Genomic DNA, 23,789 nt, shown 5'->3' with positions numbered 1-23,789 from the left:
ATCATGAAAAGCATACTATTTATAGTAGTGTTGTTCTATACAGCTACTGCCATATCTCAAAATAAAACTTTTGAGAGCGAAGTAAAAAAAATTTCAAAAAATATCGACCAAATTATCAAACAACAGAAGGATTCTCTAAAAAGTAGGGTGAAAGAAATCAATATGCAACTGGAAGAAGGAAAAATTACCAAAACTCAGGCAGATCAATTAAAAAAAGAAGCTGCAGCATATCATGCAAAAAGAATTGAAACTTTAGTAGTAATTGAAGAACGGAATCTTCAACTTTTAGTACAGGCAAAAACAGATGGGAAAATTTTAGGGGAAGATAGATATTATGAAGAAAGTACATTCTCTATAGGAGGAAAGACATTTCAACTTCGTTTTACAGAGGAAGATGACGAAGGAAGAAGGGGGCGAAGAGAAAGGCGCTCTAAAAGAAGGAGAAATAGAAGAACTACAAGTCAGTTTGTCTTTGCATTAGGTGCAAATAATATATTAACAAACCATCGAATTACCTCTTTAAATGATTCTCCATATAAGTTTTGGAAATCCAGGTTTTATGAAGTAGGTTTTACTTTTAAATATCGTTTAAGTGAAAAAGCATCCAAAGCTTATTTGAAATATGGTTTTTCATTTCTTTGGAATAATTTAAGACCTGAAGGTAATCAATATCACGTAGTGGACGGTGGAAATACAAGACTGGAAGTATTTCAATTTTCGACATCAGAAAGTAGATTGCGCCATGTACAAATGATTTTTCCGGTTCATTTGGAAATCGATTTTTCTAAAAACAGAACGTATGATGACGGAACGATTAGCGATCGTAGAAACAAATCATGGAGAGTGGGTTTGGGAGGTTTTCTAGGGTTTAAGTTAGGAACAAGACAATATTTGAAATACAGAAATGCTTCCGGAATCAGGGTAGAGGAGTTACAAAAAGCAGGTTTCAATACCAATATTTATAATTACGGATTGAGTGCTTATTTGGCTTATCGGAGTTACGGTTTATATGTAAAATACGACCTCAATTCATTGTTTAAGAATACGGAAACTAGAAATATTTCTATGGGGCTTCGGTTTGATTTTGATTAGTTCTTAAAAAAACTTCTTTTCATTGGAAAAGGATCCCGTACACCGAAAAACATCATTCGGGTTAAATGACAGGGCAAACGCATTAAACTTTTATGAATATATCAATAAAACTAATTTTTCATTAAAGAATTGACATTTAATAATGGATTTTATTCGTAATTTTTTAAACTTACCTTTAATGATTATTCATTTTTTTGAAAATAATTACAGGTTAACTTGGATCAAAAAATCATAAAGTATTGATTAAAAGCATGTTAACTTTAATGCGTTTACCCTGGGTTAAATGAGTATATAAATTTGAAATGTTGATTTTTTTTGTACCTTTGCAACCTCAATTTAAAAAACAATTAATACCTATTATGAATCATTACGAAACTGTTTTCATTTTGAATCCCGTTTTATCTGATACTCAGATAAAGGAAACAGTACAAAAGTTTGAGGACTATTTGGTTTCCAAAGGTGCCGAAATGATTTCCAAAGAGGATTGGGGCTTAAAGAAGTTGGCATACCCCATTCAAAATAAAAAAAGTGGTTTTTATCACTTATTTGAGTATAAAATAGCCGGAGAAGCCGTAGCGCCTTTTGAACTTGAGTTCAGAAGAGATGATAGCGTTATGCGTTATTTAACTGTAAAGTTAGATGCACATGCTGCAGCTTGGGCTGAAAAAAGAAGGGAACGTATAACATCTGCAAAAAAGTAAGACATGGCATCATCCATAGAAGAACAAGTAAAAGGAAACAAGCAAGGTAAAGTACGTTATTTAACTCCGCTTGATATCGATACTAAAAAAGAAGCCAAATATTGCCGTTTTAAAAAGAGCGGTATTAAATATATAGATTATAAGGATCCGGATTTTTTAATGTATTTGGTAAACGAACAAGGTAAGATCTTACCGAGACGTTTGACAGGAACATCATTAAAATACCAGCGTAAAGTTGCACAGGCCATTAAAAGAGCTCGTCATTTAGCCTTGATGCCTTATGTTGGAGATATGTTAAAATAATTAAAAGAAGTAGTATTATGGAATTGATATTAAAACAAGATGTAGAAAATCTGGGGTTTAAAGATGATATAGTAACCGTTAAAAACGGTTATGGCAGAAACTTTTTGATTCCTAAAGGTTTTGCAATTTTAGCTACTTCTTCTGCTAAAAAAGTATTGGCGGAAAATTTAAAGCAGCGCGCATTCAAAGAAGCTAAATTAATTGAAGATGCCAATAAACTGGCAGAGACTGTCAAAGGTTTGGAAATTAAAATTCCTTCTAAAGTAGGTGCGGGAGATAAATTATTTGGCTCTGTAAACAATATAAATGTTGCGGAAGCAATTGCAAAATCCGGTACGGAAATAAATAAAAAATACATTAAAGTAGTCGGCGGATCAGTCAAAAGGCTAGGCAAATATAGTGCTTCCGTAAGACTACATAAAGAAGTGGTAGCCGATATTACTTTTGAAGTAGTCGCTGAAAAATAAAAACCACTTAATAATTGATGTAAAATAATAAATGAAAGCCTGCCATTTGGCGGGCTTTTTTATTTTTAAAATGAAATACAGGCAGCTTTCCAAAGAACAGTTTGAATCTTTGCACAAAGAATTTGCACAATTCTTAGCCACTCAAAAGATCGATGTAAAAGAATGGGAGATCATAAAAGTTAAAAAACCTTCTTTGGTGGAAGAGGAGCTAAACGTATATAGCGATCTTGTATGGGAAGATGTGTTGCATAAAGTGCAGTATTTGGAACACTTTTCCAAAAAATCTTTGAATTTATTTGAATGCGGAAAAACAGTTATCAAAAGAATTGTGATTACTATTCATTCCGATATTGATTTGTTTACGGAAGAAGGATATCGATGGTTACTGCATCATCCAAAAGATGCTTCCGTAACATACTTGACCGGAGAGAAAAAATACACTCCGGAAAGAAATACGGAACTGTTTAGCCTGATAGAAAAAGGCAGTATTATTACCGAAGGGAGATTATTCAAATTTTTTGACGGGTTAATAACTTAACCAGTTCCCGAGTCCCGTCAACAGCTTTCTTTTTTATGATGGTCAAATTTTGGTTGTAATACCCGACTATAGATGGTTTCGGGTCTATAAAACAGATAGGTATGTTTGGTTCAATAAAGTTAATCAAACTCGCAGCAGGATATACTTGCATAGATGTTCCGATAATAACCAGCATATCAGCTTTTTTAGTGATTTCAATAGCCCTATCTAACATAGGAACTGCTTCTCCAAACCAAACAATATGAGGTCTTAACTGGCTGCCGTCAGTTGCCAAATCACCTATATTTAGATCTTCGGTCCAATCTAAAATAAGGTTTTCATTTGAAACACTTCGTACCTTTTTAAGCTCTCCGTGTAAATGCAAAACATGAGTGCTTTTCGCTCTTTCGTGTAAATCATCTACATTTTGCGTAATGACGTGTACATCAAAATAGTTTTCCAAATGTCTTAACTGATGGTGCCCGTCATTAGGTATTGCTTCTAAAAGTTGCTTTCTACGCTGATTATAAAATTCCAATACCAATTCCGGATTTCTTTCAAATGCCTGTGGTGTAGCAACTTCCATGATATCATGCCCTTCCCATAAGCCACCAGCATCCCTGAACGTTTTTAATCCGCTTTCCGCACTCATCCCCGCACCGGTCAAAACTACCAATCTTTTCATACTCATAAAAGTAGGAAATTTTATTATGTTTGTAAGAGACCTGTGAAAAAGAGGAGCTATATCTGGAATGGATTGAGAAAACGATTAAAAATGTAGAAAAAATTAAGAAACATTATTTTGAAAATATAGCTCATAAATGATATATTTATAGTACAAACATAAAGAACTATTTATGAAATGTGATGTATACCTGACTTTTGAAGGAAATTGTGAAGAGGCGATGCTTTTTTATAAAGAAGTATTAAACGGAGAGTTTCAAGTGCTTATGCGTTATTCGGACGGGCCACCGGAATATCTCAGCGAAGGTGCGGAAGATAAAATAATGCATCTTACGATGACTTTCGGTAAGGGGTGTGAGTTAAAAGCTTCCGATGCATTTCACAAACCTATTGTAAAAGGCAGTGCCTATCATATATCTATTATGGCAGATGATGCCAAACACGGAGAGAAACTATTTCACGGATTAGCTGACGGAGGTAAAATAGAGATGCCATATCAGGATGTATTTTGGGGAGGTAAGTTTGGAAGCTTTATTGATAAATTTGGAATACAATGGATGATTAGCAGCCCGCATTAGTAATTGATCATGAATGCAAAAGTTACTGCATATATAGAAAAACAAACTACCTGGAAAGAAGCCTTAAAATTAGTACGCACTATTTTATTAAAACTGCCTGTTGAAGAAACAATAAAGTGAGGAGTTCCTTTTTATACCAGCGGAGGGAAAAATATTGTTGGAATATCAGGCTTTAAACATCATTTTGGTTTATGGTTTGTTCAAGGTGCTTTGTTAAAAGACACACATGGTAAACTTGTGAATGCACAAGAAGGAAAAACTACTGCTATGCGCCAATGGAGATTTACAAGTATTCATGATATTGACGAATCAATTATTAAGAAATACATTTTGGAGGCTATCCAAAACCAACAACAGGGAAAAGTTATAAAACAACAAAAAAAACCTTTGATCATACCCGACGATTTACAAAAACAATTGGATATAAATACAGTGCTAAAAGAAAAATTTGAATCGTTGTCTTTGAGTTGTAAAAGGGAATATGCAGCTTATATTTCCGAAGCCAAAAGAGAAACCACAAAACAAAAACGTCTGGAGAAGATTATTCCTATGATTATAAAAAGAGTAGGCCTACATGACAAGTATAAAAAATGTTGAAAAACTATCGTAACCAAATAGTATCTATCGTGGCTGTAGAATCGCAGCGAATTACCCAAATAGCTAATTTTTTACTATCGTATGTGTCACTGATATAGTATTCTGCACAGGGCTTTTTATGTTGATTGCTTTTTCCAAAATGTACATCCCCATGTTTAAGAATTGAATTGACTGCTAAGGTATCCAAGTTATTTTTTAATAATGTTCTTTTTGCTTGTTCAGAATACAATCTATGTTTGATTCTTATGGTTTTTAAAGTCCTTGCATCCGGACCATAATCAAAAGTAACACCTTTTTCTTTCCAAATAAAGAATACAACGACACTTCCTAATGAAAGGCCTACTACATAATACCCGATTCGCTTTATAAGTCGCACACAAAATAATTACTAACGAATTACAAAAATAACTGAAATTAAAGATTGATAACTATTTTTAACGCTTTTTATTCCTTGAACTCATTTAAACTTTTTGGATGTAAGCGAAAATTAGAAGTTTTTAGGGCTGTTGAAGGATTTTTTGAGTTGCATAGCAGCGTTACGGAAGGAAAAAAAGATAAAAACAGAGCGGAAAACAGTAATTTTTTAGCAAATTGAAAAAGTTTAAATGAGTTCCTTAAATAATTAATAAATTAATGTCTTTATAAGGTAAATCAAACCAATTAGCAACTGTTTTATTAGTTAGTATTCCATGATAAAAATACATACCGTTTCTTAAACTCTTATCATATCTGACAGCATTTTCAAATCCTCCTTCATTAGCTATGTCCAACAAATAAGGAGTAAAAATATTACTGATTGAAAAAGAAGCCGTTCTTGCATATCTGGAAGGTATATTGGGTACGCAATAGTGAGTAACCCCATATTTTATAAAAGTAGGGTCGCTATGAGAGGTAACACCGGAAGTTTCAAAACATCCGCCTCTGTCAATACTTACATCTACGATAACGGCTCCGTCTTTCATTTGTTCAACCATTTCTTTGGTAACTATAACAGGCGACCTGTTGTTCCCCCTGATGGCACCTATGGCTACATCACACCTTCTGAGTGCTTTTGCCAGCGTTTTGGGCTGTACGGTTGATGTATATAAAGGCGTATTAAAAAAACGTTGCAGCTTTCTTAATTTAGTAATAGAATTGTCAAACACTTTTACCCTTGCACCAAAACCCAAAGAGGTTCTCACTGCAAATTCACCCACCGTTCCGGCACCAAGAATCACAATATCTGTCGGAGGTACCCCTCCTATATTTCCGAGCAGCAGCCCGTTTCCTTTGTGAACACTACTCATAAACTCCCCGGCAATTAAAATCGCAGCAGTACCGGCAATCTCACTTAATGATTTCACAACAGGATATACTCCGTGTTCGTCTTTTATATAATCAAAAGCTACGGCAGTAATTCTTTTCTTAGCTAGGATTTCAAAAAATATTTTCTTTTGAGTTTTTAATTGCAATGCAGATATGAGTATGCTTTGCGGATTGATAAACTCAATTTCTTCAAGAGATGGAGGAGCAACTTTCAAAATAATAGTACAAGCAAAAGCTTCTTTGATATCATAAGAAACCTTAGCACCGGCATCAGCGTATTCCCGGTCAGTATAATTTGAACCTTCACCTGCGCCTGTTTCAATAACTACTCTGTGCCCCTGTGCAGAAAGTGCTGCTACTGCGTCCGGAGTGAGGCATACTCTTTTTTCTTCATAATGAGTCTCTTTGGGAAGGCCAATAAGAAGTTCTCCTTTCTGTTTTTTTATTTCAAGCATTTCTGCCTGCGGTAAAAGTTCTTCTTTACTAAAGGGCGAATACAAACTCATCTATACATTTTTTAACCGGATATTCCTTTTACCATTTTCTAAAACCGATATATGAATTTCAGTTGACTCTAAAGGTACTAAATTTTTAATAGCATCCGGCCATTCAATAAAACACCAGTGATCAGAAAACAGATAATCTTCAAATCCGATATCATAAGCTTCATCTTCATTTTTAAGTCTGTAAAAATCAAAATGATAGATCGTTGATTCAGAGTTAATCACATACTCATTGACAATTGAAAAAGTAGGAGAACAGGTTTCATCTGCTACACCAAGATTCTTACATATTTCTTTAATTAAAGTCGTTTTTCCAACACCCATATCTCCATAAAATAGTAGTATTTTGTGTTGAGATTGATTTAAAATTTCTTGTGAAATTTCAGGAATCTTTTCTAATGTGAATTCTTTATTCATGGATTGAAAACCACATATTATTTATTTAGGACTGTAAATAGCACAAGGAATAATCATTTCTTCCAGAGAAATACCTCCGTGTTGATACGTATTTCGATAATATTTTACAAAATGATTGAAATTATTCGGATATGCAAAAAACAAGTTTTCTTTAGCAAAAATAAACGGGCTGTTTATCGTTAAACTAGGTAGGAAAATATCTTTTGGATTTCTAACGGTGTATACATCTTTTTCTTCATAAGTAAGACTTTTTCCGGTCTTGTATCTTAAATTTGAGCTGATATTTTTATCTCCGATTACTTTTGTCGGGTGTTTGCAATTAATGGTACCATGATCGGTAGTAATAATTAATTTTTGACCTAATTGCTGCGCTTTATGTATGATCTCATACAAGGGTGAATTTTTAAACCAACTAACAGTGAGTGAGCGATATGCTTTATCATCACGAGCCAATTCCTTAATAACTTCCATCTCTGTTTTAGAATGCGATAACATGTCTACAAAATTATATACAACAACGGTCAGGTTATTTTGCCTGGTGTTGTGATAATTGTCGACTAACCCTTTTCCTCTTTTTAAATTGGATATTTTATAATATTGATGTTCAATAGGTAACCCCAATCGTTTAATTTGAGCAGTCAAAAATTCATTTTCAAATAAATTCATTCCACCTTCATCCGTATCATTTTTCCAATAATCAGGGTATCTTTTTTCCATTTCAGATGGCATTAAACCGGAAAAAATAGCATTTCTTGCATACTGGGTGGCTGTAGGTAAGATGCTAAAATATAAATGTTCTTCTTCTTTCTTATAATAATTATTTATGGCGGGTTCTAAAACTCTATATTGATCAAACCTGAGATTATCTATAATTACCCAAAGTACCCCTTGCCGGTCATCTAAAGTCGGTACTACAAAATCTTTAAAAAAGGTATGTGAAAATGTCGGTTTATCATCTGAAGTTAATCCTTTCTGATAATTTTTTTTTATGAATTTGTAAAATAAATTATTAGCTTCTGATTTTTGACTCTCCAAAATCTCCAGCATTCCCGTATCATTAATATTTTCTAAAGCTAGCTCCCAATGTACAAGTTTATGATATAGTTCAATCCAACATTTGTAAGAATTTGCCGAAGCTAAATCCATTGCAATTTTTCTAAATTCTTGTTGATAATCAGAAGTGGTTTTTTCTGAAATTAATCTGGAATTATCCAAATTCTTTTTTAAACTTAACAATATCTGATTCGGATTTACAGGTTTAATTAAGTAATCTGAAATCTTAGACCCGATAGCTTCTTCCATAATATACTCCTCCTCATTTTTAGTGATCATAATCACAGGAAGGTTTGGATATTTTTGCTTGATAGCATTTAGTGTATCCAAACCCGAAATACCAGGCATATTTTCATCCAAAAAAATAATATCGAATAACTTTTTGTCTACTAAATCTATTGCATCTACGCCATTCGTACAAGTAGTAACAGAATAGTTTTTCTCTTTTAAAAAAAGAATATGAGGTTTTAATAAATCTATTTCATCATCTACCCATAATATATTAATATCTCCCATTTTAGAATGTTGTTTATAAAGGATAAAGGTATTTAATTGTTCGTATTTATCATCAAGAAACCTTTGCCAAAAATAGTGATATATTCCGTACTTGAATTGATTTCGCTTCAAATTTCTTCCTTCTCGAAAATTTTAAATCCTCAAAACCAACGGGTTATTCCGACTCAAAATTTTCTTCGGGCATCGAACTTTTTTGACAAATCAATTCTGCAAAGGTCTCAAAGGCTTTAAATTATCAATAAACAATAGTGTTTTTTTATGCAAAGTAAATAGTCGACTAATTCCCTATAGCCTTTAAAAATATAATCATTATACACTACTCCGCCATCTTCCAAAACAATATAATTAGAGGGGTTACTTTTACTTAGGGTAATTACTTTTTGAATATTTGTCTCTTTTATTTTCATAGAATTACAAAAAATTATTTTATACAGTGAACTCATTTAAACTTTTTTAGTTTTTCTTTTTTTAAATTTTCTCAGAGCTATAACAAAGAAAGCCAAGTAGTTAAATCCTTTCCAACTTTCTATTGTAGTATCAAAGCGATTTAACAAAGATCGAAAGCTATCCATCCAAGCATTGGTGCATTCCACCGCATAACGTTGGTCATATAAATCTTGGTCAAAGTACTCCTCTCTATCCTGAGTATTTCCATTCCGTTTATTGAAACATACATTGGGAATAATTTCTTTTTTACCACAAGCTTGTCGAAAGTTTTTTGAATCAAAGCCAGTGTCTGCGTTTAGAAATAAACCCTCAACTGCAATATCAGCTTCTTCAAGTGTGCCTGTGACGACTTAAAGCTCGCGTATGACTGCCATCTAAATCAACGCTAGAAAGATCTAACTCTTTTTTATGATGCTTAAGGAATGTAATCCAGCTATGCTTTAATGTATCTGATAAACACCACTTTCTATAATGATAATAGACTGCATTCCAAGTAATGGCTTGATGTTCAAATAATGCTTTGACTGGGAGTTGATTCCATTGCATACCAGTCTTGAGCTTATAAAGTATAGCATTAATAATCTCAACCAGCGGAACCGTTGGTGGAAAACCTCGTTTTGTTTTTGGTAAAAGAAGAACTATTTCCATTTCTATCGTATCTTTGTCTAGTACTGTGTACATAACGGGTTGTTTTTGAATATTTTACGTGTCGTAACGCAAATATCCACAACCCGTTTTTATTTCTATAAAAAGTTTAAATCACTTCAATAGGTAGCTTTGAGTATAATTAAATGTTAATACAGTTTAAAGTCAAAATGATAGTAAAAAGAATCATTAAAACATTTTTTAAATCTTTTAATCTTTCAATTTTTTAATTTTTCAATTCATCAAACACCTTTCAATATCCGGCCAAAAAAGATAAGCAGGTATCATGGGGAACAATCAAAATCACACTTTCTTTTGAAGCATTGGGACAAAATTAAAATCACCCAGCTCTTTTTTCACAAATTCTTTAGAAGATTTTCTGGTAAATAGTGTCATTTTTTGTTTGACCTCTCCAACCGGTATTAACAGCATCCCCCCTATTTTTAGCTGGCTGAGTAGTGATTTTGGTACATAGGGAGCTCCGGCAGTTACTATAATTTTATCAAACGGAGATTCCTCCGGCAGCCCTTTATAACCGTCCCCGAAAATAAACTTTTTAGGATGATAGCCTAATTTTGGTAAAAACATGGACGTTTTTTTAAACAACTCCTGTTGACGCTCTATTGAATATACCCTGGCTTTTAATTCTAATAGTATTGCGGTCTGATACCCGGAACCCGTTCCAATTTCCAACACTTTATCATTGGGTGCTATGCGCAGTGCCTGTGTCTGAAATGCTACGGTATAAGGTTGAGAAATTGTCTGTCCGGCAGCAATGGGAAACGCCTTATCTTGATACGCATGGTCTTCAAAACTACTATCCATAAACAAATGTCTTGGGGTTTTTTTAATAGATTTTAGAACATTTTTATCCGTAATTCCTTTAGCTGCTATTGTAGTAGCTAACTGATTTCTAAGTCCTTGATGTTTTGCAGTATCTTTCAAAATAAGTCTTATTACACTGCATTAAAAGTAGAATAAATCTTAGAGACCTTTGCAAAATAGTGATATATTCTGTATTGAAATTGATTTGGCTTCAAATTTCTTTCTTCTCGAAAATTTTAAATCCTCAAATATGTCTGAGTTTTTCTGGATACTTCTTTCTTGGATAGTGTAGGAGGTCAGTTTGCTTATTTGGTCATACTTTACACCTTTAGTTTTATCGACAGCATTAGAATACATTCGGGCAAACTTCATATTAGATTTTGCTCGGGTAACAAAGAAAGCTTGCTATTTGTGTAAAAGGTACAAACGTTCATAATCAACATAAGCTCTATCTAATATATAAAAGCTACCTACTTCATACACTAATACATCCAATGCGCTTACATTATGTGCTTTGTCACTGGTTATATGTATAAAGGCAGGGATAGATGTTTTTACATCATACAATGTATGAAGTTTGATGCCTGCTTTGGTTTTTCTGAACTCAGCCCACCAAAATACACTCAAGCACAGATCGATAGTAGAGGAATCAAAAGCATATACATTACCTTTGATGTTGAGTTCAAAATCTGATTTATAACAACTCTCTCTAGCTTTTGCAATCAAGACATAAGCAAATGCTTCAAATATTTTATAGCTGCGACTTTCATTCGCTTTACCAAGGTTACGTCTTGATATGGACGGTCCAAAACCTAAATGATAGTATTTAGATTTATGAGCCTCAAGACTCAATAGTAAACCTCTCATACTATCCCTAGCTGTTAACTGACCAAAAACCATACATAATATCTGATTCCAACAGGTAAAACTTCTCACATATTTATTACCATTGTATTGATTGACAAGTCTATCAAAAATACTACGGGGTAGAAAATCAGTGAGTTGAGCGAAAATATATTTGCCTTGATGCATGGTCTTTGATTTAAAAAATCAAAAATCCGTGAATCATTTCAAATCGTCACGCTATCAAAAATCGCTGTATATACGATTAACAAAGAATTTCAAAGAACTTTTATTTATTTTTAGTGCCCACTAGTGATAATCTCTCTTAATAAATTCCTATAAAAGAGTATCTTTGTTATCATTAATATCTCAACTTCAAAACAACTCAAAATTATGCTTAAAGTTGGCGTATTGGGCGCAGGACATCTGGGAAAAATTCATTTAAAGTTATTACAACTTTCCGAAAAATATGAATTAACAGGGTTCTATGACCCTTCAAAAGAAAACACTGCAAGAGTCATTGAAGAATTTGGTTACAGATCGTTTGATTCTGTTGAGGAGCTAATAGATCATGTAGAGGTTGTAACCATCGTAACTCCTACACTTTCCCATTTTGAGTGTGCAAAATTAGCCATAGAAAAAAGCTGTCATATTTTTATCGAAAAACCCATTGCCAATACTGTTATGGAAGCTGAAGCCATTAGAACCCTGGCCAGTCAAAATCACATTAAAGGTCAAGTGGGCCATGTAGAACGTTTTAATCCGGCATTTACTGCCGTAAAAAATGAAATTGATGCCCCTATGTTTATAGAAGCACATCGTTTAGCCGAATTCAATTCAAGAGGCACCGATGTTCCTGTGGTTTTGGATTTAATGATTCACGATATCGATATTATTTTAAGTGTTGTAAATGCTGATATTAAGAGTATTCAAGCAAGTGGGGTTTCAATAATTTCTGATACACCGGATATTGCAAATGCAAGAATTGAATTTGAAAATGGCTGTGTCGCCAATTTAACGGCTAGTAGAATTTCTATGAAAACCATGAGAAAATCCAGGTTCTTCCAAAAAGATGCCTATATTTCCGTAGATTTTCTGGAAAAAAAAGCTGAAATTGTAAGAATGAAAGACGCTCCTGAAAATCCGGATGAGTTTGCTATGATTTTGGAAAATGCAGAAGGAGTAAAAAAACAAATCTATTTTGACAATCAGGAAATTATAAAAAACAATGCCATTTTAGATGAATTGAACAGTTTCGCAAATGCTATTAAAAATAATACGACTCCTATCGTTACATTAAGCCATGGGGCAAATGCGTTAAGGGTTGCACAACAAATTATTGATTGTTTCTAAAGAAGAATTCGTCTTTTAATCTTATAATCTATTGAACTCATTTAAACTTTTTGGATGTGAGCGAACATTAGAAGTTTTTAGGACTGTTGAAGGATTTTTTGAGTTGCATAGCAGCGCTACGGAAGGAAAAAAAGACAAAAACAGAGCGGAAAACAGTAATTTTTTAGCAAATTGAAAAAGTTTAAATGAGTTCATTAAATAAAAACCCATGAAACCTTGATTACGGCGCAAAATAATTTTAGAGGAATCCGTCACAAAAGGGGATGAATAAGTAGATATAAAAAAAATCCGTCTATTTGTTTTTTAACAATTAACAATTAAAAACAGACGGATGATGAAAAAAGACACCGTTGCCTTTGAGCAATTAGTATCTCGTGGATGTGGGCTGGACGTCCACAAAGAGATTGTAGTAGTAACCATCCAAGGTAAAGGTATAAAAACCATGACAAAGAGTTTTCATACCTATACAAGTTCTTTGATAAAATTGAGAGATTGGTTAAAAAAGCATAAGATTACCCATATAGCTATGGAGAGTACAGGGGTTTATTGGAAACCGATTTATAATCCCAAGCAATTGTTAAGTATGGTACATGGATGCGTAAAAGCAAATCGAAAAGCCATAGAAGAATCTTTAACAGGATATGTTACTGCTCATCATCGCTTAATGCTAAAAAAGATATGGAAAAATATGCACCGATTAGAAACCACACTATCAGAAGTAGATCGTTCTATAGAAAAAGCCATAAAATCTTTACAGATTGAGCTAGATTTATTAGAACAAATCCCAGGTGTAGGTAAAAAAAGGTGCTATCGGTATCATCTCAGAAATAGGTGCAGATATGATTCAGTTTCCAGACCATAAGCATTTGGCCTCTTGGGCAGGAATGTGTCCAGGCAGTATCAAAGTGCAGGAAAAAACAAAAGTGGTAGAATTACCTATGGTAATAAATATCTGCGTTCAACTTTAGTAGAATTAGGTTGGGTAGCATCAAGAACAAAGAACACCTACTTTGAATCCAAATTCAAATCCATGTTGGGTAGACGAGGCAAAAAGAAAACCATAATCGCTTTAGGACATAAGATCCTCATTTCCGCCTACCATATCATAAAAGAGAAAGCAGAGTTCAAAGAATTAGGCCCAGACCATCTCAACAATTTTAGAAGAGACAAACTTGTAGCCTATTACAAAAAACAATTGGCTAATCTTGGTGAAGAAGTTATTCAAGTAGCCTAAAAACAAATAAAGGTCGATTTTTACTGTTGAGAAAACCACGGACATGAAACTGACCTCAAACTGTTAAGCACAAAAGAGTATTGCCATAGAGCATGTGTATGAAAATTTTACCTAAATGGTATTCTTAACAGTTTAACCTAAAACATTGATAATAAAAACTTTAAACATAAATTATTCGTATGAAAAATATAGCTGTAATTGGTGCCGGTACAATGGGGAGTGGCATTGCACATACGTTTGCTCAATTTGATTATGGTGTGCAGTTAATTGATATTTCCAAATCCTCCCTGGATAAAGGAATAGTAGCGATCTCTAAAAATCTAGATAGAATGCTTGCCAAGGAGAAAATCTCCGAGTCAGATAAAATAAGAACTTTAGAAAATATAACAACACATACCTCTATAAAAGAGGGTGTGCAGAATGCCGACCTGATAGTTGAAGCAGCTACGGAAAACCTTGAGTTAAAATTAAATATCTTTCGGGAATTAGATACTATTTGTGCTGATAATACCATTTTAGCTACCAATACTTCTTCTATTTCCATCACTCAAATTGCGGCGGCTACAAACAGGCCGGATAGGGTTATAGGAATGCATTTTATGAATCCCGTACCAATCATGAAATTAGTTGAAATTATCAGAGGATATAACACTTCCGATAAGGTAACAAATTGTATTATTGAGCTGGCAAAAGATATAAATAAAGTTCCTGTGGAAGTAAATGACTATCCCGGATTTGTTGCCAACCGAATACTAATGCCTATGATTAACGAGTCTATTGAAACCTTATATACAAATGTGGCCGGTGTAAAAGAAATTGATACGGTTATGAAATTAGGAATGGCGCACCCTATAGGGCCTTTACAATTAGCAGATTTTATTGGTTTGGATGTTTGTTTGGCCATTTTAAATGTGATGTATAAAGGGTTTAAAAAACCTAAATATGCTCCTTGTCCATTACTGATTAATATGGTAACAGCAGGAAAATTAGGGGTAAAATCAGGAGAAGGTTTTTATGATTACTCCGAAAATAAAAAAGCAGAGCAGGTTTCAAAACAATTCTCTTAATCTATATATAGCTGTCATTTAGTGTTAAGAGTTTTTTTTATCATATTTCTTATAGGCATAACCTTAATCTGTAAGGCACAAAACTCAAATCACTCATTTTTGAAACCGGAAAAAATCGGGGTACTCTTTAACAAAACCAATGAAAAGAACTTTTGGTTTGACGATACGGATTATTTCTATGAATCTACTATCGTTAAATCGCAATTCTTTTATCCGCTATTTGATTTGGGAAAAACGAATTTTGATTTGATGGTTCAGCCTCAATATCATTTCATAAAACATCAATTGCTAAACCCGCAATATATTACACCGGAAGTTCCTAATTATTTGGCTATACGAGATCAGTTTACGGCGTTAAAAAACATCCATTTATATGCTCTGGAATTTGGATTCTCCGTAAGCAGAGCACTTTTTAAAGGTACTCGTATAGAAATAACTGCAGGGCTTGGTTTTGCTTATATAGATACGGAAACCGAACGCCTGGCATAAGGGTTTACTTTTATAGAAAACGGTTCTATTGGATTTTCTCTTCAAATGGCTAAAAACAGTTCCCTATATATTGGAGGCAATATAGGCCATGTTTCTAATTTTGACTTTAAGCAACCCAATGACGGATATAATCTTCTCGGGTATGAAATAGGTTTCAGATATCACTTAAAATAAAAAGATCTTGACGCTTTTTGTCAAGATCTTTTATGGTTAGTCAATTATATAGTTTAGTTATCTTCTTTCTTTTTTGCTTTTTTATTCCATATTTTAATATCATCGGCAACAGTAATACCAGAAATAATTTCCACATTAATACCATCTGAAATTCCCAACTTTACATCTTTTCTTTCAAATTTGCTTTCGCCGGCTTTTACCTCTACATAAGGTTTATCGGTTTTTTTGTCAAATTGTAAAGTAGATTCTTTAATGGCTAACACACTGTCTTTTTGCTCTAATACAATTTCAGCATTTGCACTATACCCTGCGCGTAAGAAATAATCTTCATCCAGTGTTACATCAGCCTTTATAGTAAACTGTACAGCCCCGCTTTCTTCCGTTCCTTTAGGAGCGATAAAGTTTAACTTGGCAGGAAATTTCTTATTATCTACCGCCCCAAGAGTAATATCCAAATCAATATTCTTTTGAATTTTACCTACTTCCGCCTCATCTACTTTTCCTTCAAATATCATTTTACTCATATCTGCTATGGAAGCTATGGTAGTACCTGCATTAAAGTTGTTACTCTGTATTACCTGGTCTCCTTCTTTGACCGGAATTTCCAGAATGGTTCCGGATATTTGCGCTCTGATATTTGTATTGGCCAAACCTCCCGAACCGGAAGATCCGCTTTTAATAATTTGGTAGTCGTTTTTAGCATTCTCCAAATCTTGTGTCGCCTGATTGTATGTTAATTCAATAGCTTCAAATGCCGATGCGGAAATGACACCCCTGTCAAATAATTTCTTATTTCTATTATAAGATATCTCTGCATTTTTTAATCTGATCTTTACATTATTTACCCTACCTTGTGCGCTAATCAGAGCTTGCTCGTTAGGTACTACTCGTACCGTAGCAATTAAATCCCCTTTTTTTACTTTTGTACCTTCCAGTAAATAAATTCTATCTATAATACCCGTAATTTGGGGTTTGATTTCAATTTCTTCTAAAGGTGTAACTTTACCGGTAGCTACCGTTTTTTTGATGATAGTCGTTTTAAAAGCTTTCTCTGTTTCAAATTTTACAGGTGATTTGCTGTTCATTTTCCCAAACCAAATAAGTACTGCTATAAAAACGATTGCGATGCCTCCAAATATGATTGCCTTCTTCATTGTTGATTGATTTTCAGTTGTTTAATTTATTTATATCGGTTATTCTTCTCTTAATGCTTCTATGGGCCTTATGACGACTGCTATCTGGGCCGGAACCATTCCTATAAGAGTTCCGAACGAGACCAATGCAATTACAGATCCCAAAGCTATGGTTATGTTCACTGTTGGATTTACAAATGGAATACCATCTCCCTCGGTAAAAAGTGCGTTGGTAGCCATAAGAAACCCTCCGGCTAGTATAATTCCTAAAATTCCCGCCAATAGTGTAAGAAATACGGATTCCAAAACGATTTGACTTCGGATTTTACCCGGTGTTGCTCCTATGGCTCTTCTAATTCCTATCTCTTTTGTACGTTCCTTTACAGTAATTAATAGAATGCTCCCTATGGCAATAACACCGGCTATTAGTGTAGAAATACCAACAAACCACGTCAGAAATTTCATTCCTGTTATAAAGCCCATTATCTTACCAAACATTTCTCCAAAATTAAATGCTCCAAAAGCTCTTTTATCATCCGGATGTACGTTGTGTCTTCTCTTTAATATGGACTTTACTTCGTCTTCTATCCTCTCAATATCTGCCTGCTTATTAGCTGCAATAACCATCCAACCAATAAAATCCCCCATATTGTTTATTTTCCGATAGGTAGAAAACGGAATATATACGGAATCATCTCCTTCAAAACTTGTTCCGTTATCTTTATAAGTACCTACGATTTGAAAGAAACTTCCATTAATTTCCAAAAAATCTCCAACGGGTTTTTCATCTTTTTCAAAAAGTTCATCTATTATTTTTTCGCCAATAATGCACACTTTTCTGCTCTCGTTGATATCAGTGTTGTTTAGAAATCTACCGTCCAGTAATTTTACTTTATTCACATTATCTAAATTCGGGTAATCTCCAAATAACTTATATGTCTTGGCATCTGTTTTTCTTTTAATTTGAGCAGGTGCGCCACCAAAAACCCCTTGTACATTCCTCGGCACTACAAATTCAACTTCAGGTACTTGTTTTTTAATAGCTTCGGCATCCTGAACTTTTAACCTCAGCCTTCTTCCTCTTTGAAATCCTTTATTGGGCATTTCAGTTCGTTGAGCCCATAGAAAAATACTATTGGTAGCCAGGTTTTTAAACTCCCTGTCAAAACCATTTTCCATTCCTCTTGCTAAGCCCAAAAGAAAAATAAATAAAAAGATACCCCAGAGTACGCCTATTACGGTAATTACTGTTCTTAATTTATTTTTCTTAATAGAACCGAATATTTCCTGCCACGAATCTTTGTCAAAAATAAACTTCATAATGTTAAATTTTTTAATCTTCCCTCATGGCAACCACCGGCCTGATTCTGGCAGCTCTTTTTGCCGGAATAAAACCTGCAACTGCGCCTACCAAAATTAAAATTAATGTTGCCCATATTATGGTACTTAAATCTACTTGCGGATCGGTAATAAAATAATCTTTCAAGCCATTGCCCATTTTGTTTAAGGTAAAAACAGCAATTAGCAAACCTATATAACCTGCAATGGCGGTTATTAATATCGACTCCTGTAGAATTAAACCGACAATAGCGCCCGGACTGGCTCCCAAAGCTTTTCTGATACCCAGTTCTTTGGTGCGCTCTTTTACTACAAAAACCATGATATTCCCAATAGAAATAGCTCCGGCAAATAGGGTTCCGATTCCTATGCAAAGTACTATAAATTGTAACATATTTGCAAACTGCATATTCTGTTGATAGTTATCAAAAACAGAATGGACTCTGATAGCACCCCTGTCATCTTTCGCTATCATGTGCTTTTCTTTTAGGATTTTAGTAATATCTCTGGCTAATTTCTTTGCGCCTGAAGTTCCCAAAGCTTTATTAAACGACAAATTAATTTGGTCTATATGATCTGTATTTTTGTATATAAGTTGTATGGTAGAAACAGGTGCATAAATCATTCTCTCTTCATTATCGCCTCCCGAATCACTAAATATACCCACTATTTTATATGCTATACCATTCATTTCCAAGAATTTACCTAATGCCGGTTTATTCTTAAACAAATCTTGTGCTACCAATCTGCCAATAACAACAATCCTGTTTTTATTTTTTATATCTCCATAGTCAATAAATTTTCCTTGGTCCATGATGGTATTTTCCAAAAACTGATGTTCCGGATGTACTGCTCTTACAGTATAACTCCCTGATTCTTTTTTATACCGGGCCTGAACATTTTTATATAATCTGGCTGTGATATACTCAACTCTGTTACCTAACTCTTTTTTTAGCAATTCGAGGTCTTCATTTTTAAACTGGATTCTTCTTCCTTCCTTAAAACCTTTATGAGCTTTAGTAGTTCTGCCTGCTCTGATAAAAATAGTATTTGTAGCATCATCGGTAAACAGTTCTTTAAATGTATTTTTAAGACCGTTTCCCATGCCAAAAAGCACCGTAAAAATAAAGATTCCCAGTGCTACCGTAAAGGCGCCCAAAAAAGCTCTGAGTTTATTTTTACTAAGTGATTGAAATATTTCCTGCCATCTGTCAATATCAAACATCGCTTATACTTTTTGAAGTTTTGCTGGCTGTTCGTCTTTTATAATCACACCATCTTTTAAGCGCACCACCCGCTTTGTTTGTGCTGCAATTTCTTCTTCGTGAGTAATTACAAAAACAGTCATTCCTTCCTCGTTAATTTCTTTGAGTAATTCCATAACCGAGTTAGACGTTGCAGAATCAAGAGCCCCGGTAGGTTCATCGGCTAGAACTACTTTTGGTTTGGTTACCAAAGCTCTTGCTATGGCTACCCGTTGTTTTTGGCCTCCCGAAAGTTCATTTGGCAAATGAGATGCCCAATTTTTAATTCCTACTTTATCCAAATATTTCAGTGCGGTTCTTAACCGTTCTTTTCTCCCTACACCTTTATAATAAAGGGGCAGTGCAACATTTTCCAAAGCCGTTTTATAAGATATGAGATTGAAAGACTGAAAAACAAACCCTAAAAACTTATTGCGTAAAACAGCGGCTTTTTTCTCATTTAAATTTTGGATCAATTGCCCATCCAAATAAAAATTACCTTCATCATGGGTATCCAATAAACCAACGATATTTAATAAAGTGGATTTTCCCGAACCCGAAGAACCCATAATGGAAACAAACTCGCCTTCTTTTATATGTAAATCAATTCCTTTTAAAACGTGAAGTGAATCTTTTCCTATTGGGTAAGATTTATGAAGTTTTTCTATTCGAATCATCTGCGTTGGTTAATTTTTATATAAAAGTATGGAAAGCTCCCAATTGCTATTACTAATTTTTTGTTAAAAGAATCTTTGATATATCATACTTTTATACTTTTAAACCATAAGACGGCCTTAAAATAAAAATGTTACATGGTTTTTAGATTTTTATATAGTATCTTTATATCTGAACTCATCATAAATGTTAATGGAGTTAAACATTTCCGAGGGTAAACAAATTGTTCTTTTTGACGGAGTTTGTAACCTCTGTAGCAGTACTGTCATAAAAATTAGTAAATACGATACAAAGAACCGGTTTCTCTTTGCATCGTTACAATCTGATATAGGGAAACAGATCGTTGATCATTTAAAAATCGAAGTTTCTAAAACCGATTCTATCGTTTTATATCGTCCAACAGTAGCATATTACCTAAAGTCCGAAGCTGCTTTACAGATTATGAATGGTTTTGGCGGCCTATGGAAATTAACACAGGTTTTTACTATCATACCTTCTAAAATCAGCGATATCGTATATGATTTTATTGCCAGGCACAGATATAAATGGTTTGGAAAAAAAGAAAGTTGTATGATTCCTACTCCGGAATTGAAAGCAAAATTTTTAGATCCGCTTGAACAGAAAGTTTGATGATGAACTAAGTAACATCTGTCCTTATTGATAACACCTAAATCAATAACCATTTTATAATCTGATTTACACAGTGTCAAAAAGTCAGTGTTTTTAAATTTTAAGAGACTTTTTGTCAGTGTTGTGCGTTGCTTTTTATATTGGTATTCCTTTTGAAGATAGAGTAAAAGTAATGCAGTTTAAAAGTTAAAATGATATAAAAAATAATAAGCGCAATGAATTTTAATAATTATACTACAAAATCACAAGAAACCATACAACAGGCACAGCAGCTTGCTCAGGGTTTTGAACATAATCAAATAGAAAATGAACATATTTTTAAGGCAATCACCATTGTAGACGAAAATGTGCTGCCTTTTCTTTTGAAGAAATTACAGGTAAGCCTTGATGTGATAAATCAGTTGTTAGATAAGCAATTAGAGCGCTTTTCGAAAGTTTCCGGTGCTGAGCTGATGCTATCTCGCGAAGCGGGAAAAACATTAGCAGAAGCATCCGTCATTGCTAAAAAAATGCAGGATGAATATGTATCCATCGAGCATTTGCTATTAGCTATTTTGAAATCAAAAAGTGCTATTTCCGGAATTTTAAAAGATCAGGGTATACAATTAAAAGATTTGGAAAGTGCCATAGTCGAATTAAGAAAAGGGCAACATGTAACCTCTCAAAATGCAGAAGGAACCTATAATGCTCTAAACAAATACGCAAATGATTTAAACAAATTGGCCGGAGAAGGGAAGTTAGACCCCGTGATTGGACGTGATGAAGAAATTAGAAGATTGCTACAAATATTATCTAGACGTACTAAAAACAACCCTATATTGGTCGGCGAGCCGGGTACGGGTAAAACGGCTATTGCCGAAGGTTTGGCACATAGAATTATCAGGGGAGATGTCCCTGAAAATCTCAAAGAGAAGCAAATTTTCTCGCTGGATATGGGAGCCCTCATTGCCGGAGCCAAATATAAAGGAGAGTTTGAAGAACGTTTAAAATCCGTGATAAAAGAAGTCACTACTTCCAATGGAGATATTGTACTATTTATAGATGAAATTCATACATTGGTGGGTGCCGGAGGTGGTCAAGGTGCCATGGATGCCGCAAATATTTTAAAACCGGCTTTGGCTCGGGGCGAATTAAGAGCTATTGGTGCTACTACCTTGGACGAGTATCAAAAGTATTTTGAAAAAGATAAAGCCTTGGAAAGACGTTTTCAAAAAGTACTGGTTGATGAACCTGATACGGAAAGTGCCATTTCCATTTTAAGAGGTATTAAAGAAAAATACGAAACACATCATAAAGTAAGAATAAAAGACAATGCGATTATTGGTGCAGTAGCATTATCACAACGATATATTACGAATCGATTTTTACCGGATAAAGCAATTGACCTGATGGACGAAGCGGCTTCCAAGCTGCGTATGGAAATTAATTCCAAGCCTGAAGAATTAGACGCTCTGGATAGAAAAATCATGCAACTGGAAATTGAAATAGAAGCCATTAAAAGAGAAAAAGATGCCGGTAAACTAAAATCTTTAAATGCTGATTTGGCCAACTTTAAAGAAGAAAGAAACAATATCAATGCAAAATGGCAATCCGAAAAGGGAGTCATAGATGTGATTCAAAATCTCAAAACGACTATTGAGCACTATAAACAAGAAGCAGATACTGCAGAAAGAGACGGAGACTACGGAAAAGTTGCCGAATTGCGCTACGGAAAAATAAAAGAAGCTCAGGAAAAACTGGAAACAGAGCAACAAAAACTCGATACTCAACAAGAAAATTCATTAATTAAAGAAGAAGTTACTTTTGAAGATATCGCAGAAGTAGTTGCCAAATGGACCGGTATTCCCGTTACCAGCATGGTACAATCCGAAAGGGAAAAACTGCTGAAGTTGGAGGATCAATTACACAAACGAGTTATTGGGCAAAATGAGGCTATAGAAGCAGTTTCAGATGCGGTTAGACGCTCTAAATCCGGATTGCAAAATGCAGAAAAACCTATTGGATCGTTCTTATTTTTAGGGACAACAGGAGTCGGAAAAACCGAATTGGCAAAAACACTGGCAGCTTATTTATTTGATGATGAAAATGCGATGACCAGAATTGATATGAGTGAATACCAAGAGAGACATTCCGTAAGTAGACTGGTTGGGGCACCTCCGGGTTATGTCGGATACGACGAAGGAGGGCAATTAACAGAAGCTGTCAGAAGAAAACCCTATTCCGTTATTTTATTAGATGAGATAGAAAAAGCGCATCCGGATACTTTTAATATATTGTTACAGGTATTAGATGAAGGAAGGCTAACAGATAACAAAGGCAGGGTTGCTGATTTTAAGAATACCATCATCATTATGACTTCTAATATAGGCAGTTCTGTTATCCAGGAAAAATTTGACAACCTCAAAGGAATTGTAACAACAGCTATGGAAATAGCTAAAGATGAAGTTTTAAATTTGTTAAAACAGTCTGTACGCCCGGAATTTCTAAACAGGATAGATGATATCATTATGTTTACTCCGTTAACAGAAGAGGATATTAAATCTGTTGTAAAAATTCAATTAAATCATGTAAAAAAAATGGTGGCTAAACAAGAAATTACATTAGATGCCACAGATGAAGCAATTGCCTATTTAGCTAAAAAAGGGTATTTGCCGGAGTATGGTGCAAGACCTGTAAAACGGGTGATTCAAAAAGAAGTGTTGAACCAGTTGTCCAAAGAGATACTTGCAGGTACTATTACTACCGATAGTATTATTTTACTGGATGCTTTTGACGAGCAATTGGTTTTTAGAAATCAATCCGATTTGGTAACACAGTAGGTTATTTTATTCTGGCTAATACATCATGTAAAAATTGCTCAGCATGCATAACAAAAGTTGAAATTAGGATATCTGTCATCAATTTTTGTCGTGCATTTGGGTTGTGTATATTTTAAAGTTTAAAAAGTTAGAAAGTTAAA

The 23,789-nt window shown here is 34.2% G+C and carries 26 protein-coding genes and 3 pseudogenes; 17 read left to right on the top strand and 12 right to left on the bottom strand.

Features of this window, described 5'->3' with window-relative positions; genetic code table 11:
- The 5 genes from GKR88_14575 to GKR88_14555 all read left to right on the top strand — a co-directional run bounded on the left by GKR88_14575 (position 1) and on the right by GKR88_14555 (position 3,101).
- The gene (locus GKR88_14575; GenBank protein ID QMU65390.1) at positions 1–1,092 is read left to right on the top strand and encodes a hypothetical protein; all 1,092 of its coding nucleotides are present in this window, start codon (positions 1–3) and stop codon (positions 1,090–1,092) included.
- Positions 1,093–1,451: 359 nt separating this feature from the next.
- The gene (locus GKR88_14570; GenBank protein ID QMU65389.1) at positions 1,452–1,793 is read left to right on the top strand and encodes a 30S ribosomal protein S6; all 342 of its coding nucleotides are present in this window, start codon (positions 1,452–1,454) and stop codon (positions 1,791–1,793) included.
- A gap of 3 nt (positions 1,794–1,796) precedes the next feature.
- The gene (gene rpsR / locus GKR88_14565) at positions 1,797–2,096 is read left to right on the top strand and encodes a 30S ribosomal protein S18 (protein ID QMU65388.1); all 300 of its coding nucleotides are present in this window, start codon (positions 1,797–1,799) and stop codon (positions 2,094–2,096) included.
- Between the two features lie 17 nt (positions 2,097–2,113).
- A complete protein-coding gene (locus tag GKR88_14560) occupies positions 2,114–2,563 on the top strand; it encodes a 50S ribosomal protein L9 (protein ID QMU65387.1) in 450 nt (149 codons plus the stop codon).
- A gap of 70 nt (positions 2,564–2,633) precedes the next feature.
- Positions 2,634–3,101 carry a hypothetical protein gene (locus tag GKR88_14555; GenBank protein QMU66734.1) on the top strand — a complete coding sequence of 156 codons (468 nt, stop codon included), beginning with the start codon at positions 2,634–2,636 and terminating at the stop codon, positions 3,099–3,101.
- On the opposite strand, the gene GKR88_14550 is transcribed toward GKR88_14555, so the two are convergent.
- A complete protein-coding gene (locus tag GKR88_14550) occupies positions 3,073–3,765 on the bottom strand; it encodes an NAD-dependent deacylase (protein ID QMU66733.1) in 693 nt (230 codons plus the stop codon). The two genes, GKR88_14555 and GKR88_14550, sit on opposite strands and share 29 nt — an antisense overlap.
- Positions 3,766–3,937: 172 nt before the next feature.
- Here GKR88_14550 and GKR88_14545 point away from each other — a divergent pair, with 172 nt between their 5' ends.
- Positions 3,938–4,342 carry a VOC family protein gene (locus tag GKR88_14545; protein ID QMU65386.1) on the top strand — a complete coding sequence of 135 codons (405 nt, stop codon included), beginning with the start codon at positions 3,938–3,940 and terminating at the stop codon, positions 4,340–4,342.
- 9 nt (positions 4,343–4,351) lie between these two features.
- Positions 4,352–4,939 (top strand): annotated as a pseudogene (locus GKR88_14540) (hypothetical protein).
- 4 nt (positions 4,940–4,943) lie between these two features.
- On the opposite strand, the gene GKR88_14535 reads toward GKR88_14540, so the two are convergent.
- Positions 4,944–5,315, bottom strand: a complete 372-nt coding sequence (locus GKR88_14535) for a DUF4258 domain-containing protein (protein QMU65385.1) — start codon at positions 5,313–5,315, stop codon at positions 4,944–4,946.
- A gap of 75 nt (positions 5,316–5,390) precedes the next feature.
- On the opposite strand from GKR88_14535, the gene GKR88_14530 reads away from it, so the two are divergent.
- Entirely contained in the window at positions 5,391–5,534 is a 144-nt protein-coding gene (locus tag GKR88_14530; protein ID QMU65384.1) for a hypothetical protein, read from the top strand.
- A gap of 19 nt (positions 5,535–5,553) precedes the next feature.
- On the opposite strand, the gene GKR88_14525 is transcribed toward GKR88_14530, so the two are convergent.
- The 6 genes and pseudogenes from GKR88_14525 to GKR88_14500 form a co-directional block, all read right to left on the bottom strand.
- Positions 5,554–6,750 (bottom strand): alanine dehydrogenase, encoded by a 1,197-nt coding sequence (locus tag GKR88_14525; protein QMU65383.1) that lies wholly within the window; start codon positions 6,748–6,750, stop codon positions 5,554–5,556.
- The gene (gene tsaE / locus GKR88_14520) at positions 6,751–7,164 is read right to left on the bottom strand and encodes a tRNA (adenosine(37)-N6)-threonylcarbamoyltransferase complex ATPase subunit type 1 TsaE (protein ID QMU65382.1); all 414 of its coding nucleotides are present in this window, start codon (positions 7,162–7,164) and stop codon (positions 6,751–6,753) included.
- A 21-nt stretch (positions 7,165–7,185) separates the two neighbouring features.
- Positions 7,186–8,733, bottom strand: a complete 1,548-nt coding sequence (locus tag GKR88_14515; protein QMU65381.1) for a PglZ domain-containing protein — start codon at positions 8,731–8,733, stop codon at positions 7,186–7,188.
- A 443-nt stretch (positions 8,734–9,176) separates the two neighbouring features.
- A pseudogene (locus tag GKR88_14510) lies at positions 9,177–9,861 on the bottom strand (transposase).
- Positions 9,862–10,128: 267 nt separating this feature from the next.
- Positions 10,129–10,770, bottom strand: coding sequence for a protein-L-isoaspartate(D-aspartate) O-methyltransferase (locus tag GKR88_14505; protein QMU65380.1), 642 nt, complete (start codon positions 10,768–10,770; stop codon positions 10,129–10,131).
- A 285-nt stretch (positions 10,771–11,055) separates the two neighbouring features.
- Complete coding sequence (locus GKR88_14500; GenBank protein QMU65379.1) at positions 11,056–11,682, bottom strand: IS4 family transposase; 627 nt, start codon at positions 11,680–11,682, stop codon at positions 11,056–11,058.
- A 204-nt stretch (positions 11,683–11,886) separates the two neighbouring features.
- Between GKR88_14500 and GKR88_14495 the strand changes: the two genes are divergently transcribed.
- The 7 genes and pseudogenes from GKR88_14495 (at position 11,887) to GKR88_14465 (ending at position 15,810) form a co-directional block, all read left to right on the top strand.
- Positions 11,887–12,846, top strand: coding sequence for a gfo/Idh/MocA family oxidoreductase (locus GKR88_14495; GenBank protein QMU65378.1), 960 nt, complete (start codon positions 11,887–11,889; stop codon positions 12,844–12,846).
- 31 nt (positions 12,847–12,877) lie between these two features.
- Complete coding sequence (locus GKR88_14490) at positions 12,878–13,021, top strand: hypothetical protein (protein ID QMU65377.1); 144 nt, start codon at positions 12,878–12,880, stop codon at positions 13,019–13,021.
- Between the two features lie 156 nt (positions 13,022–13,177).
- On the top strand, positions 13,178–13,708 hold the full coding sequence (locus GKR88_14485) for a hypothetical protein (GenBank protein ID QMU65376.1): 531 nt from the start codon (positions 13,178–13,180) through the stop codon (positions 13,706–13,708).
- Positions 13,656–13,814, top strand: a complete 159-nt coding sequence (locus GKR88_14480) for a transposase (protein QMU66732.1) — start codon at positions 13,656–13,658, stop codon at positions 13,812–13,814. The genes GKR88_14485 and GKR88_14480 overlap by 53 nt, the downstream gene beginning before the upstream one ends.
- A complete protein-coding gene (locus GKR88_14475; protein QMU65375.1) occupies positions 13,721–14,080 on the top strand; it encodes a transposase in 360 nt (119 codons plus the stop codon). The genes GKR88_14480 and GKR88_14475 overlap by 94 nt, the downstream gene beginning before the upstream one ends.
- A gap of 179 nt (positions 14,081–14,259) precedes the next feature.
- Complete coding sequence (locus tag GKR88_14470) at positions 14,260–15,147, top strand: 3-hydroxybutyryl-CoA dehydrogenase (GenBank protein QMU65374.1); 888 nt, start codon at positions 14,260–14,262, stop codon at positions 15,145–15,147.
- Positions 15,148–15,396: 249 nt separating this feature from the next.
- Positions 15,397–15,810, top strand: a pseudogene (locus GKR88_14465) (hypothetical protein).
- Between the two features lie 53 nt (positions 15,811–15,863).
- Here GKR88_14465 and GKR88_14460 read toward each other — a convergent pair.
- The 4 genes from GKR88_14460 to GKR88_14445 are packed head-to-tail and all read right to left on the bottom strand — an operon-like array spanning position 15,864 to position 20,202.
- Positions 15,864–16,964 (bottom strand): efflux RND transporter periplasmic adaptor subunit, encoded by a 1,101-nt coding sequence (locus GKR88_14460; GenBank protein ID QMU65373.1) that lies wholly within the window; start codon positions 16,962–16,964, stop codon positions 15,864–15,866.
- Between the two features lie 39 nt (positions 16,965–17,003).
- Positions 17,004–18,263 (bottom strand): FtsX-like permease family protein, encoded by a 1,260-nt coding sequence (locus tag GKR88_14455; protein ID QMU65372.1) that lies wholly within the window; start codon positions 18,261–18,263, stop codon positions 17,004–17,006.
- A gap of 13 nt (positions 18,264–18,276) precedes the next feature.
- Positions 18,277–19,506: an FtsX-like permease family protein gene (locus tag GKR88_14450; GenBank protein ID QMU65371.1), complete on the bottom strand. Its 1,230-nt coding sequence runs from the start codon at positions 19,504–19,506 to the stop codon at positions 18,277–18,279.
- A gap of 3 nt (positions 19,507–19,509) precedes the next feature.
- Positions 19,510–20,202 carry an ATP-binding cassette domain-containing protein gene (locus tag GKR88_14445; protein QMU65370.1) on the bottom strand — a complete coding sequence of 231 codons (693 nt, stop codon included), beginning with the start codon at positions 20,200–20,202 and terminating at the stop codon, positions 19,510–19,512.
- A gap of 190 nt (positions 20,203–20,392) precedes the next feature.
- Here GKR88_14445 and GKR88_14440 point away from each other — a divergent pair, with 190 nt between their 5' ends.
- Together GKR88_14440 and clpB are read left to right on the top strand one after the other, a co-directional pair.
- Complete coding sequence (locus GKR88_14440) at positions 20,393–20,830, top strand: DUF393 domain-containing protein (GenBank protein QMU65369.1); 438 nt, start codon at positions 20,393–20,395, stop codon at positions 20,828–20,830.
- Positions 20,831–21,045: 215 nt separating this feature from the next.
- The gene (gene clpB / locus GKR88_14435; GenBank protein ID QMU65368.1) at positions 21,046–23,649 is read left to right on the top strand and encodes an ATP-dependent chaperone ClpB; all 2,604 of its coding nucleotides are present in this window, start codon (positions 21,046–21,048) and stop codon (positions 23,647–23,649) included.
- Positions 23,650–23,789: the final 140 nt, after the last annotated feature.

This window comes from Flavobacteriaceae bacterium (assembly GCA_014075215.1).
GTDB lineage: Bacteria > Bacteroidota > Bacteroidia > Flavobacteriales > Flavobacteriaceae > Polaribacter.
Note: the sequence above shows the minus strand (reverse complement) of the source record. Positions and strands in the feature narration are given on the sequence as shown.

Excerpts from the sequence above, each read along its gene's own strand:
- GKR88_14570 (QMU65389.1), top strand. The coding sequence starts at position 1,452 with ATGAATCATTACGAAACTGTTTTCATTTTGAATCCCGTTTTATCTGAT.
- rpsR (QMU65388.1), top strand. The coding sequence starts at position 1,797 with ATGGCATCATCCATAGAAGAACAAGTAAAAGGAAACAAGCAAGGTAAA.
- GKR88_14560 (QMU65387.1), top strand. The coding sequence starts at position 2,114 with ATGGAATTGATATTAAAACAAGATGTAGAAAATCTGGGGTTTAAAGAT.
- GKR88_14555 (QMU66734.1), top strand. The coding sequence starts at position 2,634 with ATGAAATACAGGCAGCTTTCCAAAGAACAGTTTGAATCTTTGCACAAA.
- GKR88_14550 (QMU66733.1), bottom strand. The coding sequence starts at position 3,765 with ATGAAAAGATTGGTAGTTTTGACCGGTGCGGGGATGAGTGCGGAAAGC.
- GKR88_14545 (QMU65386.1), top strand. The coding sequence starts at position 3,938 with ATGAAATGTGATGTATACCTGACTTTTGAAGGAAATTGTGAAGAGGCG.
- GKR88_14525 (QMU65383.1), bottom strand. The coding sequence starts at position 6,750 with ATGAGTTTGTATTCGCCCTTTAGTAAAGAAGAACTTTTACCGCAGGCA.
- tsaE (QMU65382.1), bottom strand. The coding sequence starts at position 7,164 with ATGAATAAAGAATTCACATTAGAAAAGATTCCTGAAATTTCACAAGAA.
- GKR88_14515 (QMU65381.1), bottom strand. The coding sequence starts at position 8,733 with ATGGGAGATATTAATATATTATGGGTAGATGATGAAATAGATTTATTA.
- GKR88_14500 (QMU65379.1), bottom strand. The coding sequence starts at position 11,682 with ATGCATCAAGGCAAATATATTTTCGCTCAACTCACTGATTTTCTACCC.
- GKR88_14495 (QMU65378.1), top strand. The coding sequence starts at position 11,887 with ATGCTTAAAGTTGGCGTATTGGGCGCAGGACATCTGGGAAAAATTCAT.
- GKR88_14485 (QMU65376.1), top strand. The coding sequence starts at position 13,178 with ATGATGAAAAAAGACACCGTTGCCTTTGAGCAATTAGTATCTCGTGGA.
- GKR88_14470 (QMU65374.1), top strand. The coding sequence starts at position 14,260 with ATGAAAAATATAGCTGTAATTGGTGCCGGTACAATGGGGAGTGGCATT.
- GKR88_14460 (QMU65373.1), bottom strand. The coding sequence starts at position 16,964 with ATGAAGAAGGCAATCATATTTGGAGGCATCGCAATCGTTTTTATAGCA.
- GKR88_14455 (QMU65372.1), bottom strand. The coding sequence starts at position 18,263 with ATGAAGTTTATTTTTGACAAAGATTCGTGGCAGGAAATATTCGGTTCT.
- GKR88_14450 (QMU65371.1), bottom strand. The coding sequence starts at position 19,506 with ATGTTTGATATTGACAGATGGCAGGAAATATTTCAATCACTTAGTAAA.
- GKR88_14445 (QMU65370.1), bottom strand. The coding sequence starts at position 20,202 with ATGATTCGAATAGAAAAACTTCATAAATCTTACCCAATAGGAAAAGAT.
- GKR88_14440 (QMU65369.1), top strand. The coding sequence starts at position 20,393 with ATGGAGTTAAACATTTCCGAGGGTAAACAAATTGTTCTTTTTGACGGA.
- clpB (QMU65368.1), top strand. The coding sequence starts at position 21,046 with ATGAATTTTAATAATTATACTACAAAATCACAAGAAACCATACAACAG.